The 15,699-nt window shown below is 37.1% G+C and carries 15 protein-coding genes; all 15 read right to left on the bottom strand.

The window, feature by feature from the left end; translation table 11 throughout:
* Positions 1-48: 48 nt before the first annotated feature.
* On the bottom strand, positions 49-615 hold the full coding sequence (locus NST46_RS15340) for an outer spore coat protein CotE (protein WP_095308776.1): 567 nt from the start codon (positions 613-615) through the stop codon (positions 49-51).
* Between the two features lie 264 nt (positions 616-879).
* Positions 880-1,308: a RicAFT regulatory complex protein RicA family protein gene (locus tag NST46_RS15335; protein WP_095308774.1), complete on the bottom strand. Its 429-nt coding sequence runs from the start codon at positions 1,306-1,308 to the stop codon at positions 880-882.
* A 1-nt stretch (position 1,309) separates the two neighbouring features.
* Positions 1,310-2,869 (bottom strand): tRNA (N6-isopentenyl adenosine(37)-C2)-methylthiotransferase MiaB, encoded by a 1,560-nt coding sequence (miaB, locus tag NST46_RS15330; protein WP_341137439.1) that lies wholly within the window; start codon positions 2,867-2,869, stop codon positions 1,310-1,312.
* A gap of 148 nt (positions 2,870-3,017) precedes the next feature.
* Entirely contained in the window at positions 3,018-3,278 is a 261-nt protein-coding gene (locus tag NST46_RS15325; RefSeq protein WP_011066027.1) for a stage V sporulation protein S, read from the bottom strand.
* Positions 3,279-3,382: 104 nt separating this feature from the next.
* Positions 3,383-4,180 (bottom strand): TIGR00282 family metallophosphoesterase, encoded by a 798-nt coding sequence (locus NST46_RS15320; RefSeq protein WP_095308771.1) that lies wholly within the window; start codon positions 4,178-4,180, stop codon positions 3,383-3,385.
* Positions 4,181-4,407: 227 nt separating this feature from the next.
* On the bottom strand, positions 4,408-5,970 hold the full coding sequence (rny, locus tag NST46_RS15315) for a ribonuclease Y (protein ID WP_095308769.1): 1,563 nt from the start codon (positions 5,968-5,970) through the stop codon (positions 4,408-4,410).
* A gap of 427 nt (positions 5,971-6,397) precedes the next feature.
* Positions 6,398-7,456 (bottom strand): recombinase RecA, encoded by a 1,059-nt coding sequence (gene recA, locus NST46_RS15310; protein ID WP_095308768.1) that lies wholly within the window; start codon positions 7,454-7,456, stop codon positions 6,398-6,400.
* Between the two features lie 173 nt (positions 7,457-7,629).
* Complete coding sequence (locus NST46_RS15305; RefSeq protein WP_341137438.1) at positions 7,630-8,877, bottom strand: competence/damage-inducible protein A; 1,248 nt, start codon at positions 8,875-8,877, stop codon at positions 7,630-7,632.
* Positions 8,874-9,455, bottom strand: a complete 582-nt coding sequence (gene pgsA, locus NST46_RS15300; protein WP_095308764.1) for a CDP-diacylglycerol--glycerol-3-phosphate 3-phosphatidyltransferase — start codon at positions 9,453-9,455, stop codon at positions 8,874-8,876. The genes NST46_RS15305 and pgsA overlap by 4 nt, the downstream gene beginning before the upstream one ends.
* Positions 9,456-9,827: 372 nt before the next feature.
* On the bottom strand, positions 9,828-10,742 hold the full coding sequence (locus NST46_RS15295) for a helix-turn-helix domain-containing protein (RefSeq protein ID WP_118888903.1): 915 nt from the start codon (positions 10,740-10,742) through the stop codon (positions 9,828-9,830).
* A gap of 165 nt (positions 10,743-10,907) precedes the next feature.
* A complete protein-coding gene (locus NST46_RS15290; RefSeq protein ID WP_095308760.1) occupies positions 10,908-11,699 on the bottom strand; it encodes a DUF3388 domain-containing protein in 792 nt (263 codons plus the stop codon).
* A 282-nt stretch (positions 11,700-11,981) separates the two neighbouring features.
* Positions 11,982-12,230: a DUF3243 domain-containing protein gene (locus NST46_RS15285; protein WP_095308758.1), complete on the bottom strand. Its 249-nt coding sequence runs from the start codon at positions 12,228-12,230 to the stop codon at positions 11,982-11,984.
* A 136-nt stretch (positions 12,231-12,366) separates the two neighbouring features.
* Entirely contained in the window at positions 12,367-13,083 is a 717-nt protein-coding gene (ymfI, locus tag NST46_RS15280; protein ID WP_118888904.1) for an elongation factor P 5-aminopentanone reductase, read from the bottom strand.
* Positions 13,084-13,098: 15 nt separating this feature from the next.
* Positions 13,099-14,382, bottom strand: coding sequence for an EF-P 5-aminopentanol modification-associated protein YfmH (yfmH, locus tag NST46_RS15275; RefSeq protein ID WP_303449795.1), 1,284 nt, complete (start codon positions 14,380-14,382; stop codon positions 13,099-13,101).
* Positions 14,375-15,664: an EF-P 5-aminopentanol modification-associated protein YfmF gene (yfmF, locus tag NST46_RS15270; protein WP_095308752.1), complete on the bottom strand. Its 1,290-nt coding sequence runs from the start codon at positions 15,662-15,664 to the stop codon at positions 14,375-14,377. Before yfmF ends, yfmH begins: the two co-directional genes overlap by 8 nt.
* Between the last annotated feature and the right edge of the window lie 35 nt (positions 15,665-15,699).

Here is a 15,699-nt window from a genome sequence, read left to right as displayed (position 1 = left end):
ACTTAAGCTGAAAAAATAAAAAAGCGAGAGTATTATCCCTCGCATTTTTTAGTCTTTCTTTTGGAAAAAATCTGGCTTAACATCCTTTGCTTCATCTTCTGTCATTTCGAAATCCCACGCTTCATCATCGTCTTCTTCCGTTTTCTCCCAATTCGGATTTACTCTTACAAACACTTTTGTATCACCAATTATTTGGACAATAAATTCACGTTCAATTTCGATTGTGACTTTATTTCCATTACTAGCGATCTTGCATTCCAAACAATTCGGTTGTTGAATAACTTTAGCAATGACATCGTATTCGTTATTAATTGATTTTTCATCTTTAATGGATAGGGGGATGATATCACTATAAGTTACTCTTTCTGTAACTACTTCTGTTTTCGTGTTGTCATTGTACGAGTACCAGACATTTATATCGTAGCTACCGTTAATTTCTACCGTGTCCTCTGATTTTTTCTTGGCATTATATAAATGATTGATTACCCAGCAACCTAATATACTGGAAGGTCTATGCGATGGTGAGATGGCATGGGAATCCTGCGTGAACTTACGTCCTTTTCCACAGACTGCTTTTGTTATGATTTCTCTATATTCTTTATCTAGAAAAGTCATGATTACTTTTACCTCCTCTTTTTTCATAGTCATTTTATGCAAGACAAATACCTAAAGTGCATAGCATTTCATTAAAACCAGGAATAGTAGGTTTTTTAAGTACTTTAATTATTACTTCTAGGCGTTTTGGATTGTCTCAGTAGCTTATTCCAATTACATATACTTTGTGAACTTTTGATCTACACAATAGAAAAAAGCCAGGCAATTTAAATAAAATTGCCTGGCTTTTCTGTTAAAGCAGTAGCGAGACTTCCGCTTTTATGCTTAATGGCTACAGCCAGATTTATCATTTGTTTTGGATCCAGTTTCACCCGCTAGTAAATCTCCCCCAGTGGATTCAATGACGTTATTCGTCACTTCACGTGAGATTGTTTTTGAAACGAGTTGTAAAACATCATTTACAACAATTTGCGTCTCTTTAAATTCCTGAACAACTGGAATACTGTCAATCTCTTCTTGCAGTCGATCAATCTCAGATTCAATTCGCTTTAAAGCTTCTCTTTTTTCATACGCTTGAAAATTAACAGCCTGTTTTTGCAGCGTTTTAATTTTTTGAATCAGCTTTTGAACCTTTTGATTCTCATTAAGTTTAGCTTCCACCTGCTTAAAACGATCAATTTCTTCCGTATTTGCCAACATTGTTGCCAGTTTTTTTGCTTCATCTAGTACTTCTTTGCGAGTATATTCAGCCATTTTAATTCACCTCAACTGTGTTTTCAACCATTACACCATCTAATGACCATGTTTTTGCTTCGGTTATTTCAACTTCTACAATTTTCCCAATGGATGATCTTGATCCTTTAAAGTTAACAAGCTTATTTTTTTCTGTATAACCTGCAAGTACATCTGGGTCTTTCTTACTCTCGCCTTCTACAAGCACTTTAACCGTTTTCCCTTTGTATGTTTTCATAGACTCAGCCGATTGTTTATTAACAAGCTCATTTAACCGATAAAGACGTTGCTTTTTCACTGATTCTGGCACATCATCTTTTTTCCTTGCTGCTGGTGTACCTTCACGTGGAGAGTAAATATAGGTGTAAGCAGCTTCAAAGCCAACCTCTTCCATTAAGGTCATTGTCTCTTCAAATTGCTCTTCTGTTTCATTTGGGAAGCCAACAATAATATCAGTTGTCAGTGTTACGTTAGGTATAGCTTTACGTATTTTACGAACTAATTCCAAATAATCTTCTCTCGTATATTTACGATTCATTTTCTTAAGGATTTCACTGCTTCCAGATTGTACAGGAAGATGAATATGATCCAGTAAATTTCCACCTTGTGCTAATACTTCAATTAAACGATCATCGAAGTCTCTTGGATGAGAAGTTGTAAAACGCACTCGTGGAATATCAATCTTATGAATAGCATTCATTAAATCTCCAAGTCCATATTCAATGTCCTCAAAATCTTTTCCATATGCATTTACATTTTGACCTAGTAATGTTACTTCTTGATAGCCTTGTGCGACTAAATGACGCACCTCCTGGATAATATCTTGTGGGCGGCGACTTCTTTCTTTACCACGTGTCATTGGCACAATACAATAGGTACAGAACTTATCACAGCCATACATAATGTTTACCCACGCTTTGATCTTTCCATTACGGACCTTTGGAAGGTTTTCAATAACATCCCCTTCTTTTGACCATACTTCAACGATCATTTCTTTTCCAAATAACGCTTCTTTCACTAACTGTGGTAAGCGATGGATATTATGCGTTCCAAAAATAAGGTCGATATGCTGATGCTTCTTTAAAATTCGATTTACTACAGATTCTTCCTGGGACATACAGCCACAGACCCCTATGATCAGATCAGGTTTTTCTAATTTAAGCGGTTTTAAATGGCCGATTTCACCAAATACTTTATTCTCTGCATTTTCACGAATGGCACATGTGTTTAACAAAATAATGTCAGCATCGTTTGTATCGGATGTAGGTTCATAACCCATTTCAGTTAAAATACCAGCCATCACTTCTGTATCATGTTCATTCATTTGACAACCATAGGTGCGAATTAAAAACTTCTTTCCTTTTCCAATAGTAGCTACATCTTCTGGAATAGCAAAATCATAATGAATTTGAACGTCTTCATTCCGACGCTTTCTTGCCTTTTTAATATCCGGAGATTGTGGTTCATAACTTGTCTGGAAATATTTTGAGATCATTTCATCACTTGACGTATTTTTAATTCGTTCTATGTTATTATCTATTGGTATAATTTGAGCTTGTTGTTTTCGTTGTTCTTCGTTCATCAAGAAACTCCTTTCAGGTCAATTTCACATTATGTATAGGTATACAATAGTAAAGTATAAAGCTTCTAACTAAATTTAACAATACTTCTAACTAGAGAGCAAATAAAAACCTTCCTACGATAATAGGAAGGTTGCCAAATTCGTCACATTATCTTGGTTCAACAATTAACTTAATGGCCGTGCGTTCTTCATTGTCAATTAAAATATCCGTAAATGCAGGGATACAAATTAAATCCACTCCGCTTGGTGCGACAAACCCTCTTGCAATGGCTACTGCTTTCACAGATTGATTAAGTGCTCCCGCACCTATCGCCTGAATTTCCGCTGTGCCGCGCTCCCTTAAGACATTCGCAAGTGCGCCTGCTACTGAATTTGGATTTGATTTAGCTGAAACTTTTAATACTTCCATTACTAGTACCTCCTTCATGCGCTATTGTAGTTATATTGCTACTATATTCGTGGAGATGTTAGCTTATTCCCTATAATGTATCTAAGTTAGAAGAATTCAATGAATCAACCGAAGAATGGGTGATCGTCATTGATGATAATTCGTTCTATCTTAGTTGCTTTACCCGAATTATCATCAATTGTAACCACAATTCCATTTAATTGTGTTCTACCCGACTTTGTAATTTCAAAACGCACTGGTAATGATGTTAAAAACCGTTTCAACACAGCTTCACGATCCACCCCTAAAATCCCATCATAAGGACCCGTCATCCCGACATCTGATATATATGCTGTTCCACCTAGTAAAATACGTTCGTCCGCAGTTTGCGTATGTGTGTGTGTTCCAACTACTGCGCTTACTCTCCCGTCTAAATACCAGCCCATTGCTTGTTTTTCACTTGTTGCCTCTCCATGAAAATCAACAAAAATAAGATTCGTTCTTTTTTTAGCTTCTTCGATTAATAGATCTGCTTTTTGAAATGGATCATCAATTGCCGGAAGAAAGGTCCGTCCTTGAAGATTAATAACAGCTACTTCTTTTCCATTTATATTAATATACACAATCCCTTTTCCTGGATTATTTTCTGGAAAGTTAGCTGGACGAATCATATATTTCGCATCATCAATAAATTCAAAGATTTCTTTTTTGTCCCACGTATGGTTACCCAGCGTAATTACTTGAGCTCCCCATTCTAAAAATTGTTTATAAATCTTTTCTGTTATCCCCTTACCAGAAGCAGCATTTTCGCCGTTGATAATTGTCATATTTGGGCGATATTTTTCCTTCAATCGAGGTAAATATTCTTGCACCATATCACGCCCTGGTGAACCAACAACATCACCAATAAATAGTATTCTCATCGTTCTATCATCCTATCGTTTATAATAGTATAAGTTTTTCATATTGCAAGCTGATTGTCAAAAGATAGCACGAAGGGGCAATCGTCTAATAAGTTTATTTTCCATCAACGATAAGCATGAGTTTCACGAGCCAGATTCCAAATTCATTCCAGTTGGCTGTTAATAAAGATATATAGCACCTAACATGCAAAAGAGCACAGACACCATTTAGGATGTCTGTGCTCTTCTTACTTCGCATATTCAACTGCTCTTGTTTCCCGAATAACAGTCACTTTAATGTGACCAGGATAATCGAGTTCTGATTCTATCCGTTTTCGTATATCACGTGCTACGCGAACAGATTCAATATCATCAATTTCATCAGGTCTTACCATAATTCGAATTTCTCTACCAGCCTGGATAGCGAATGATTTCTCTACTCCTTCAAAGGACTCCGAAATTTCCTCAAGCTTTTCTAAACGCTTGATATAATTTTCAAGTGTCTCACTTCTTGCACCTGGTCTTGCAGCAGATAATGCATCGGCTGCGGCTACCAGGACCGCAATAACTGAAGTAGCTTCTTCATCTCCATGATGGGATGCAATCGAATTAATGACAACCTCGTGCTCTTTGTACTTGATTGCTAGCTCTTTTCCTATCTCAACATGACTGCCTTCCACCTCATGATCAATTGCCTTTCCAATATCATGAAGTAATCCAGCCCTTTTTGCTAACGTCACGTCCTCGCCAAGTTCTGCAGCAAGCAATCCAGATAAGTAAGCAACCTCTGTTGAGTGTTTCAGCACATTTTGCCCATAGCTTGTACGATATTTTAGACGACCGAGTATTTTAACTAGATCTGGATGTAACCCATGTATTCCAACTTCAAACGTTGTCTCTTCTCCAACTTCGCGTATATATTCGTCAACTTCCCGTCTGGCCTTCTCCACCATCTCTTCGATTCTCGCAGGATGAATTCGACCATCCTGCACCAGCTTTTCTAGTGCCATTCGAGCAGTTTCTCGCCTGATTGGATCGAAACCAGATAATATAACCGCTTCAGGTGTATCATCAATAATCAAATCAATACCTGTTAACGTTTCTAAAGTCCGTATGTTACGACCTTCTCGTCCAATAATACGACCTTTCATTTCATCATTCGGAAGGTTTACGACAGAAACGGTTGTCTCTGCAACATGATCAGCAGCACAGCGCTGTAAAGCTAAAGATAGGAGACTTTTCGCCTTCTTATCCGACTCTTCTTTCGCTCGATTTTCAGCTTCCTTAATCATTACAGCAGCTTCGTGTTTCGTTTCTTTTTCGATTCGTTCTAAAATAATCTGCCTAGCCTGGTCAGTTGTATATCCTGAAATGCGCTCAAGCTCAGTTTGCTGCTCTTGTTTCATAGCTTCCACTTTGCTTTCCATTTCTTCAATTTGTTGTTGTCTGTCTGTTAAAGATTGTTCTTTCTTCTCTAACATTAATTCACGCTTGTCTAATGTTTCACTTTTTCTGTCCAGGTTTTCTTCTTTTTGCATCAGACGGTTTTCCTGTTTTTGAGCTTCGGAACGTCGCTCACGTAACTCTTCTTCTGTCTGCTGACGAAGCTTGTGATTTTCATCCTTTGCTTCAAGAAGCGCTTCTTTTTTAATCGCATCTGCATTTCTGCGAGCTTCTTCCATCTTTTGTTTTGCGAAGGTTTCCGCACTGGAAATTTTAGCTTCTGCAATAGATTTACGTATCAGATAACCAACAACAATACCGACGATCAGAGCAAGCAAAATGGAGATGATTAAAAGAATAATGTCCATGATTTCACCTCCTATTGCTATAAAATTGTACAATTCATATTGTCGGCATGTAACATTCTGAATGCATTAAACATTAAAGTAACTTTATAATAGAATTATAAAATTATACATCTTTAATTTTAATTGTGAAAACAGCTAATGTCAAGAAAACCCACAACTATATGTATAAAAACTTTCCAGATTGTGGTTTTAGTCTTTGAAATTATGAATAAATCAGTATATTTAAGCTGTACTATTTTTCGCTTGAACCTACAAAAGAATAAAAGCGGAAGCGCTCGAATAGGGACGTACCAAGGTTAGAGAAGTCTCGCTAGGCGCTGGACATAGCTGTTGCAGTAGCTATGCTGTCCACAACATTCAACATTTATAATTTACAAATTGAAAAACCTTGATCATGCGATAAGCAACCGATCAAGGTTTTATATGCTTACATATCCAAAGTTTCCTGCTCAGTTGTTTCCTTGCTGTCACTTGCTTTTCCTTCTGCTTCTGTACCGTCATCATCCAGGTTATAGTGCTTACGAATTTCACCATGAATTTCATTCATGATTGGTTCGTTTTCTAATAGGAATTGCTTCGAGTTTTCACGGCCCTGACCTAGTCTTTCGCCCTTGTAGGAATACCATGCACCACTCTTAAGCACAACATCCAACTCAGAACCGATATCAAGAATTTCTCCTTCTTTCGAAATTCCCTTACCATACATAATGTCGACTTCGGCTTGTTTGAATGGCGGAGCGACTTTATTTTTAACAACTTTAATTCTAGCTCTATTCCCAACCGCATCATTTCCAGCTTTTAGCGTTTCTGCACGACGTACTTCTAAACGAACAGAAGAATAGAATTTAAGTGCACGTCCACCTGGTGTTGTCTCTGGGTTTCCGAACATAACCCCAACTTTTTCACGAATTTGGTTAATGAAAATAGCTGTTGTTTTTGATTTATTAATTGCTCCAGAAAGCTTTCTTAATGCTTGTGACATTAGTCGCGCCTGTAATCCAACATGTGCGTCTCCCATGTCTCCTTCGATTTCTGCTTTTGGTACGAGGGCCGCTACCGAGTCAACAACGATAATATCTACAGCACCACTTCGTACAAGTGCTTCAGCAATTTCTAGTGCTTGCTCACCCGTGTCAGGCTGTGATAAAAGCAACTCATCAATATTTACACCTAAGGCTCTCGCATAAATGGGATCTAATGCATGCTCGGCATCAATAAACGCAGCTTGTCCACCCTGCTTTTGCGCCTCAGCGATTGCATGCAGTGCCACAGTTGTTTTACCTGATGACTCCGGACCATATATTTCAATAACTCTTCCTCTAGGATATCCACCAATACCTAGTGCAACATCCAATGCCAACGATCCACTAGGTATCGTTGCTATTTTCTGAGCTTCATTTTCACCTAGTTTCATAATGGAGCCTTTACCAAATTGTTTCTCTATTTGTCTCAAAGCCATATCTAAAGCTTGTTTTCTATCACTCAACGAAACTACCTCCTTGATTTATCTATATTCATCATACATGTTTTTTCGGTATTTGCCAAGTAAAAAACGAATAGATGTTCTTATATTTTCGAAGTAAAAATTATCCAAGATTCGTACTTTTAATAGTATTGAATCGCTTAAATATTATTTTTTATTGTATAGGCTGGTCTAAATTATGATTTTAAGTAATTAAACAAAAGTTCTAACCCCTTTAAACAAGCCCTTTTGCGGACTGCAGAACGTGCGCCATTGAATAAAAATGACTCTACTTTTTTGTAGCCATTTTTATCAGAAATAGCAATATACACTTTTCCTACTGGCTGACCTTCCATTTCATCTGGTCCGGCTACTCCTGTAAAACCAATGCCAATCTGGGAAGCAAACTTGATTCGGATCTGTTCTGCCATCTCATAGGCACACGCTTCGCTTACAGTCCCTTTTTCCTGAATGGTTTGCTCAGTGACACCAAGTATATTTCGTTTGATTGCTGTATCATAGCAAACAAGTCCACCTGAACACACACGAGAAGCGCCGCTAACAGATATGATTTTTTCTGTAAACATCCCTCCAGTTAAACTTTCAGCAGCTGCCATTTTTTTATTTTGTTTCAGAAGTAACTCTACAATGACTTGCTCGATTGTTTGATCATTTTCTCCAAAGTAGTGACCTCCAACCCTTGCTAAAATCTGCTCTTTTGTTTTTCCGAGCAGTTCATCAAGCTGCTTCTCTGATGCCCCTTTTGCGGTTAATCGAATAACGACGCCATCATCCTGAGCAAGGGGAGCGATAGTTGGATTACTCTGGGCAATAATTAGATCTTTTAATTCATGTTCCAGTGTTGACTCACCAATACCTATAAATTTCAGCACTAATGATTTTATCATCTGCTCATCACCAGTCAAATCACGTAAAAACGGCACAATTTCGTCCGTTGTAATCCGTTTCATTTCCCTTGGAACTCCAGGAAGGAAAAACCATACCCTTCCTTCCAGTTCTACTTTCATGCCCGGTGCCATTCCTGCATTATTTTCCAATACAGTGCACCCCTTAAAAATTCGTGCTTGCTTGCGATTGTTTGGAGTCATCTTTGAAGTATGATTTTTAAAATACCTTTCAATTTTATCAAGTGTTGTTTTATGCTCCACCATTTCCAGCTTACTTATTTGCTGGAATGCCTCTCTTGTTAAATCATCATCGGTTGGACCGAGCCCACCAGTAACGATAATAATATCGGATCTATTTTGCGCTTGCAAAAAAGCCTCTTCAACACGGTTTAAATTATCACCCACGACAGCATGATTATAGACATTAATCCCATACTGTGCCAGTTGCTGAGATAACCATTGTGCATTCGTATTCGCGATCTGCCCAAGCAACAACTCTGTCCCAACTGCTACAATTTCAGCTTTCAATTGTTTCATTTGTTCGACTCCTTCATCACATGCCAATTTTTGACGAAATAATCAATACCAGAAACTACTGTAAAGAACAATGCGATATATAACATAATTATACCAAACGGAAAATCAATATAAGCAAACGGGAAGTTATGCAGCAATAAAACTGCGATTGCAATCATTTGTGTAGCTGTCTTCAATTTACCCATTTTTCCTGCAGCAAGTACAATTCCTTCACCTGCAGCTACAAGGCGTAGTCCAGTTACTGCAAATTCCCTGCTTATAATAATGATAACAACCCATGCAGGAGCTAATCCCATTTCAATTAACAAAATAAGCGCAGCTGAAACAAGTAATTTGTCTGCTAAGGGATCCATAAACTTACCTAGATTGGTAACTAAATTAAATTTTCTAGCATAATAACCATCTATCCAATCGGTTCCTGCTGCGATAATAAAAATCAATGCAGCAATAAAATGTGCTATAGGTAAGTCTGCCGCACCGATGTCCCAAGTACCCCAATCCAAAGGTAAGCTGAGTAAAAGTATAAAAATGGGTATCATCATAATACGTGATAATGTGAGTCGATTTGGTAAATTCATTTGTTTGTTTCCTCCTAATTTTTTAAAATTGATTGATTGAAAACTTGGCATTCGTTAAAGGGATTCTTACGTAAGCAATCTTTGCTTTCTTAGCAGCCCTTATACTTTTGAGTACAGGATTTTTAGGCCAATGTCTCAGTTGCACTTATGGACTTCCTAACTCAAAAATGATATAAAAACCCTTCCACATAGGTAAAGGGAAGGGTTTTATCACACATTAACGGGCTGTAATACCCTTGTGGTATAGACAGCCCATAAATTCCTGAATCTGTTCAACTTACATGCAGTAGACAACCTACCTTATGAAGTTTCACTTTATCTATGGTATTCAGTTTCTACAACGATCCACCATATAAAACATAAATGCTATAGTTAACGCGTAATACTTAAATTCAAGCGTTGGTGTACATACTGCCCAGCATCAACAGGATACTCCAGCTCAACACCATTAATAGAAATTTTTAAAGCAGGAGCATACCCAACATTAAATGAGATTGTCTCGGCATCACTGATATCAATTTCTACCGGTGATTCATCAGCAGAAAAACTACTATTATAGAAAGCTTCCCCACCTTCTTCTCTGATTTCTAACCATGTATGATGTTCAGGGTCAGCAGACTCCAATGTAATGATTACCTTTTCGCCAGCATTCGCCATTTCAATTGTAGAAACAGGTTGAGAACCAGTTCCTTCCTCTGTAACCGTAAACTCAGGGTCTGATTGTTCATTTGATTCTTCTTGCGTTTCATCTTCATTTTCTTCATCGTTTGTATTTTCATCTGAACCATCTGCTTCATCTTCAGCACCGTCATTGCCTGTTCCAGTATCATTTGGATTCGTAATAATAACATTATCATCCGGTTCCTCTACAGGATTCGTTGAATCCCCGGCCATGTTTTCTCGAATAAACCACCAAGCAACAAAGACAATACCGACAATCAATAAGACCACTATTATAGTTGGAATTAATGAAGATATGCCACCGGATGATTTCTCCGTCTGATTTTCTTTCCTTGTCCGCTGCATTCTTGTATATTGTACGTTTTCTTCTTCTGTACTAGGAATTTCTTCTTTATGTTCTTCTACTAATTCGTTCGGATTCAGTCCGACTGCATTTGCATATTCCTTAATAAATGCTCTTGCATAGAACTTACCAGGTAAAATATGCAGATTCCCTTCCTCGATTGCCACTAAATATCTTTTTTGAATTTTTGTCGTTTCCTGTAAACTATCCAGAGATAATCCACTAGCAAGACGCGCCTCTTTCAGCTTCGCCCCTACATCCATATATAACACCTTCCATTTTATAGGTAGTTCAAAAAGTCCGGTAAAAATGACTCATCGAGAGCAGAGGAATTCGACTAGGTACCGACAAGTCCTGTGGAAGCCTGGCAAAAACTATGACCCACAAACCTCTCGATCCTTATAATCCTCTTTTTTAAACATGAACTTTTAGAAATCAAACATCGAAAAGCCATTATTACTGCTGAACCGATCTTGTTCTACCGGTTCATATGTAATCTCTTCATCTACATCTGTGCGTAACTCAATAATATAATCAAAATCATCCATACTGTACTCGGTAGACTGCACAAATACATCTGGATGTTCTACTACTTTAACCGATGGTAACTGCATGATTTCGCGAATTAATTGCCAATGCTTCTCATTTGCCATTCTTTTGGAGAGAACACCGTCAATAATATAAATATTATCTTGATTATACTCTCCTTCAATTAATTGATTACGAACCGTCTGTTTAATCATTGTACTTGATACAAACAACCAGCGTTTACTTGCACAAACACTTGCAGCCACAATCGATTCCGTCTTGCCAACCCGAGGCATACCGCGAATTCCGATTAGTTTATGACCATCTTGCTTATAGAGCTCAGCCATAAAATCAACAAGAAGTCCCAGCTCATCTCGGACAAAGCGAATCGTTTTTCTATCATCGTTATCAGTGTGTATATATTTCCCATGACGAACTGCCATTTTATCTTTAAGCTTAGGTTTCCGTAATTTAAATAATTTAATCGTATCCATTGTTTGCAGAATGGACTTTAACCGCATTATATTTTCATCATGCTTCGATAAGAGCAGCATTCCTCTGCGAGCGTTCTCCACACCATTTATTGTAATAATATTAATCGAAAGCATTCCTAATAAAGAAGAAATATCACCCAGTAAACCAGGACGGTTAATTTGAATTTCATATTCAAGGTACCATTCTGTTCTATCCATCATAAGCCCCTTTATTTTACATACTTTATTTATATTAAGCAATTGATAGCTCGCTTTAATAGTTTATTACTTATATTCCACAATAATGACACTGTTAAAACTTTTTAGCATGATATACCACAGTGGTTTAAACTTTCCAACCTCTATAAGTAATATAACATTATTTTCATTTTTTCTAAATAGCAATTACCATAGTTTTCATATAATTTTTAGCTTATACACAAAAAAGCCATATAGAAGTCTATATAGCTTTTTATAATATAACGTTTGCAACTCTTACTATTACTGTTTTTGGACAAGCTTAATCATTATATTTGCAATGGCTTGCTGTTCTTGCTCAGATGCAGCGTTCCATAGTTCTTTTAGAACTGCTTCTTCGCTGTTTTTAGCTTCAACACTTTGGGCTAGATAATCGCCTACCTCAGCAGCAACCGTTGACATCGTTTGCTGATCCATTCCTTGCTGCTGCGCTTGCTGAATTCGATTAGCTAAAAAACCTTTCCATGTATCAAAATTATCTAATACTGACATTGATGAGCCTCCTCCATTCATAATATCTTGCATAGTATATGAAGGTTGGCATAATTTATACAAGCAAAGCACAAACAATAAGATCAAAAGTATAACATTCTGTCGGTTGATATTTGAGCATCATATAAAAACAGCTCTACCAGCCTCCGTTCATATTAATAATTTCTCCCTGAATATAAGTTGATCGATCATCCAGCAAAAAACTAACAGTATGAGCTATCTCACTGGGCAGCCCGGCTCGACTCATCGGAATTTCATCAATAATAGCTTGCCTTTCTTCCTCCGATAAATGACTATTCATTTTCGTTTCAATATAACCTGGACTTATCCCATTAACAGAAATACCAGAAGGCGCTACTTCCTTCGCCAAGGCTTTTACAAAGCTATTTTGTGCACCTTTAACAGACGAATAGATGACTTCGTAACTAGCACCAACATTCCCCCATATCGATGTAATCATGATGATATTCCCTTTTCTGCTCGTTATCATTGGAGGCAAGAGATGTTTGGTAATCATCCAAGGTGCTTTCACATGTAATGCTAACATCGCATCCATAGCCTCTTCAGAAGTATGTTGCAATAATCCGTAATAGGCAATACCACCTGCAAAGATAATTCCATCAACCGGGAGTACTAGCTTCGTTAGGAAATGCTTAATTTCATCTTGATTACTTAAATCAGCTTGGATCACAGCAAGCACTGACTCATTAGCTAATCGTTTCCGTAGCAGATCAATGCCAGATCTATTTTTATGATAATGTAACAATAATTGATACCCATCTTGAGCTAGACGTTCTGCAATTGCGTAGCCAATATCACCGCTTGCTCCGATAATTAATATATTTTTCCCCATTGTCTCTCCTTGTCCTTATGATGCACTTATCGTACAAACGGCTAAACGTTCCTCAGCAATCCACTCATTTAAAAAGGCCTGTGCATCATCCAATGATAGCGCCTGAATTGCAGGAATAATTTCAAACAAATTAATTCCCATTGTATGGTATTGGATATATTTATTTGCAATAAACTCAAGAGAATTCATTGCACGCAGCAATTGACCGATTTTTTTCTTCTTCATTCGTTCAAACACTTCAACCGTTAACGCATAATTTTTTGTTGATAATAATTGCTCTTTTATTTTAGCAGCAAATTCTTCTGGCTTAGCTGTATTACCACCAATCATTGAATACCCAAAATTCCTCTCAAGATTTGTTTCAAAATAAAAGCTGTCATCGATCAGATCTGCTTTATACAATTCCTGATAAAAATCTCCACCAGTAGAAAAGAAATGACTTAAAATCATACCGCTTAATAGATCTTTTCTTAAAAATTCCTCTTTTTCCAATTCGGAATTAGAGTCTTTTATCCCAATTGTACACTTTGGAATGGATACAGGCATATGAATCGTATTTTCTTTCATCGCAACTTCCTTGGGCTCCTCAGGAAAATCGCGCTTCAACTCAGCCATCTTCTCAAAAGATTTATTCTTTTGATTTGATGTAATCATTTCCATCATCCGCTCTACTTCAAAATTACCTACAACAAATAATGTCATATTTTCCGGATGATAAAACGTATGGTAGCACGTATATAGATCATCTTTTGTAATAGAAGTAATGGAATCTACCGTTCCTGCAATATCAATTTTTACGGGATGATTCTGAAACATACTTTTAATTGTTCCCATAAATGCCTGCCAATCTGGTTGATCATCATACATTTTAATCTCCTGTGCGATAATCCCCTTTTCCTTTTCCACTGATTGATCAGAAAAGTATGGATCCTGAACAAAGTCGATTAATGTTTCTACATTTTTCTCGATTTGGCTTGTAGCTGAAAATAAATAAGCAGTCTTTGTGAATGATGTATAGGCATTTGGCGATGCTCCTTGTTTTCCAAAATCAGCAAAAACATCTCTGTCTTCTTTTTCAAAAAGCTTATGCTCTAAAAAATGTGCTACCCCCTCTGGTACGGTAACTTCAGCAGATTCTCCTAAAGGGACAAAGGTTTGGTCAATCGATCCATAATTCGTGGAAAAAATGCCAAATGATTTTGTCATTTCTGGTTTAGGTAATAAGAACACGGTCAAGCCATTATCCAGTTTTTCTGAATAAAGTGTCTCTCCAATACTTTCATAGGTTTCTTTATTCACCTTGTTCTCCTCCTTCACTCGTTAATAGGTACACAGTATCCTCTTCTATTTTGCTGGCCACATGAACGACCTCGTCTTTCGTGACATTCTGAATGCCTTCAAGCAATTCTGTTGGTGTCATTTGGCGATTTCCAATAACTTGCTGGTACAGTATTTCGATTAAACCTTGTGGATGATCCATTGTTTCCTTTAACTGATTAACAATTAAATCTTTTGTCTCATTTAGTTCTTGCTCTGTAAAGTCGCCGTCCTTCATTGCTTGCACTTGCAAACGAATAATATCCCTTGCTTTTTCAAAGTCGTCTGGCGCAATGCCACTAAAAACAAACAACAGTCCTTTATGACTTTCTAATCTTGATGATGCATAGTAGGCAAGACTATTTTTTTCTCTAACATTAATAAATAATTTTGAGCTCGGAAAACCGCCGAACAATCCATTAAAAACCTGCAAGGCAAAATAAGCTTCATCTTGGTATGTCGTATTCGTACGAAAACCAATATGCAATTTTGCTTGTTGAACTTTTTGCTTTTCGATTATTTCATTCTGCTCAATCACCGAATTTTTAGCTGCTGGATCAGCTTCTTTTGTACCCTGCTGCTCCGTCCTTTGCATCGTATCCATGATTAAATGCTTTACTTTTTCCTCAACAAAATCTCCAAGAACATAAATATCCATCTCATCTTGTTCAAGCATGTGCTGATAATAGTTGAACAAATCATCATTGGTTAGGTTGTTTAAATCTTCTTCATAACCATGTACGTGTAATTGATACGCTTCTTCCTTACACATCTCATCAATAAGTCGCATATTAGCGTAACTCATTTTATCATCTTGTATTGCACTTATTTTTTGCTTTAATGTACCGACTTCTCGTTTGAAAACGGCATCATCAAATCCAGTTGCACCTGTATTCGGATGAAATAGCACTTCACTAAGTAATTGAACTGCTTCATCCATTACGTTTGATGCATCCGGAATAAATTTTTCGTTTGCAAACTCAAGGCGAACGGAGATAATATGATTTTCTCCCTTTTTACCACCATCAGCAGTTAATACTGCACCATATAAATCATCCAGCTTTAACTGCAAAGCACTTCTATCTGGATAAGTCTTTGTTCCTTGCTTCAGAATATAAGGAAGCAACGCTCGCTTTGTAATCGTCTCCTTATCCAATTTTGATTTTAATTTTACTATGATATTAATCGTTTTAAACTTCTTCGTTTGAATAAAATGAAGCTTAAGACCTTGTTCGTCCAAGCGCTTTTCTTGAATTGTATCCATAGGCAACCTCCGATAGTACTTATTCTTATATCACC

Source organism: Oceanobacillus sp. FSL W7-1309, from assembly GCF_038002145.1.
GTDB lineage: Bacteria > Bacillota > Bacilli > Bacillales > Amphibacillaceae > Oceanobacillus > Oceanobacillus profundus.
This window is presented reverse-complemented; position numbering and strand designations above follow the sequence as displayed.

Excerpts from the sequence above, each read along its gene's own strand:
- NST46_RS15335 (WP_095308774.1), bottom strand. The coding sequence starts at position 1,308 with ATGGCTGAATATACTCGCAAAGAAGTACTAGATGAAGCAAAAAAACTG.
- yfmF (WP_095308752.1), bottom strand. The coding sequence starts at position 15,664 with ATGGATACAATTCAAGAAAAGCGCTTGGACGAACAAGGTCTTAAGCTT.
- NST46_RS15305 (WP_341137438.1), bottom strand. The coding sequence starts at position 8,877 with ATGAAACAATTGAAAGCTGAAATTGTAGCAGTTGGGACAGAGTTGTTG.
- NST46_RS15285 (WP_095308758.1), bottom strand. The coding sequence starts at position 12,230 with ATGTCAGTATTAGATAATTTTGATACATGGAAAGGTTTTTTAGCTAAT.
- NST46_RS15320 (WP_095308771.1), bottom strand. The coding sequence starts at position 4,180 with ATGAGAATACTATTTATTGGTGATGTTGTTGGTTCACCAGGGCGTGAT.
- ymfI (WP_118888904.1), bottom strand. The coding sequence starts at position 13,083 with ATGGGGAAAAATATATTAATTATCGGAGCAAGCGGTGATATTGGCTAC.
- NST46_RS15290 (WP_095308760.1), bottom strand. The coding sequence starts at position 11,699 with ATGGATAGAACAGAATGGTACCTTGAATATGAAATTCAAATTAACCGT.
- rny (WP_095308769.1), bottom strand. The coding sequence starts at position 5,970 with ATGGACATTATTCTTTTAATCATCTCCATTTTGCTTGCTCTGATCGTC.
- pgsA (WP_095308764.1), bottom strand. The coding sequence starts at position 9,455 with ATGAATTTACCAAATCGACTCACATTATCACGTATTATGATGATACCC.
- NST46_RS15295 (WP_118888903.1), bottom strand. The coding sequence starts at position 10,742 with ATGGATGTAGGGGCGAAGCTGAAAGAGGCGCGTCTTGCTAGTGGATTA.
- NST46_RS15340 (WP_095308776.1), bottom strand. The coding sequence starts at position 615 with ATGACTTTTCTAGATAAAGAATATAGAGAAATCATAACAAAAGCAGTC.
- NST46_RS15325 (WP_011066027.1), bottom strand. The coding sequence starts at position 3,278 with ATGGAAGTATTAAAAGTTTCAGCTAAATCAAATCCAAATTCAGTAGCA.
- miaB (WP_341137439.1), bottom strand. The coding sequence starts at position 2,869 with ATGAACGAAGAACAACGAAAACAACAAGCTCAAATTATACCAATAGAT.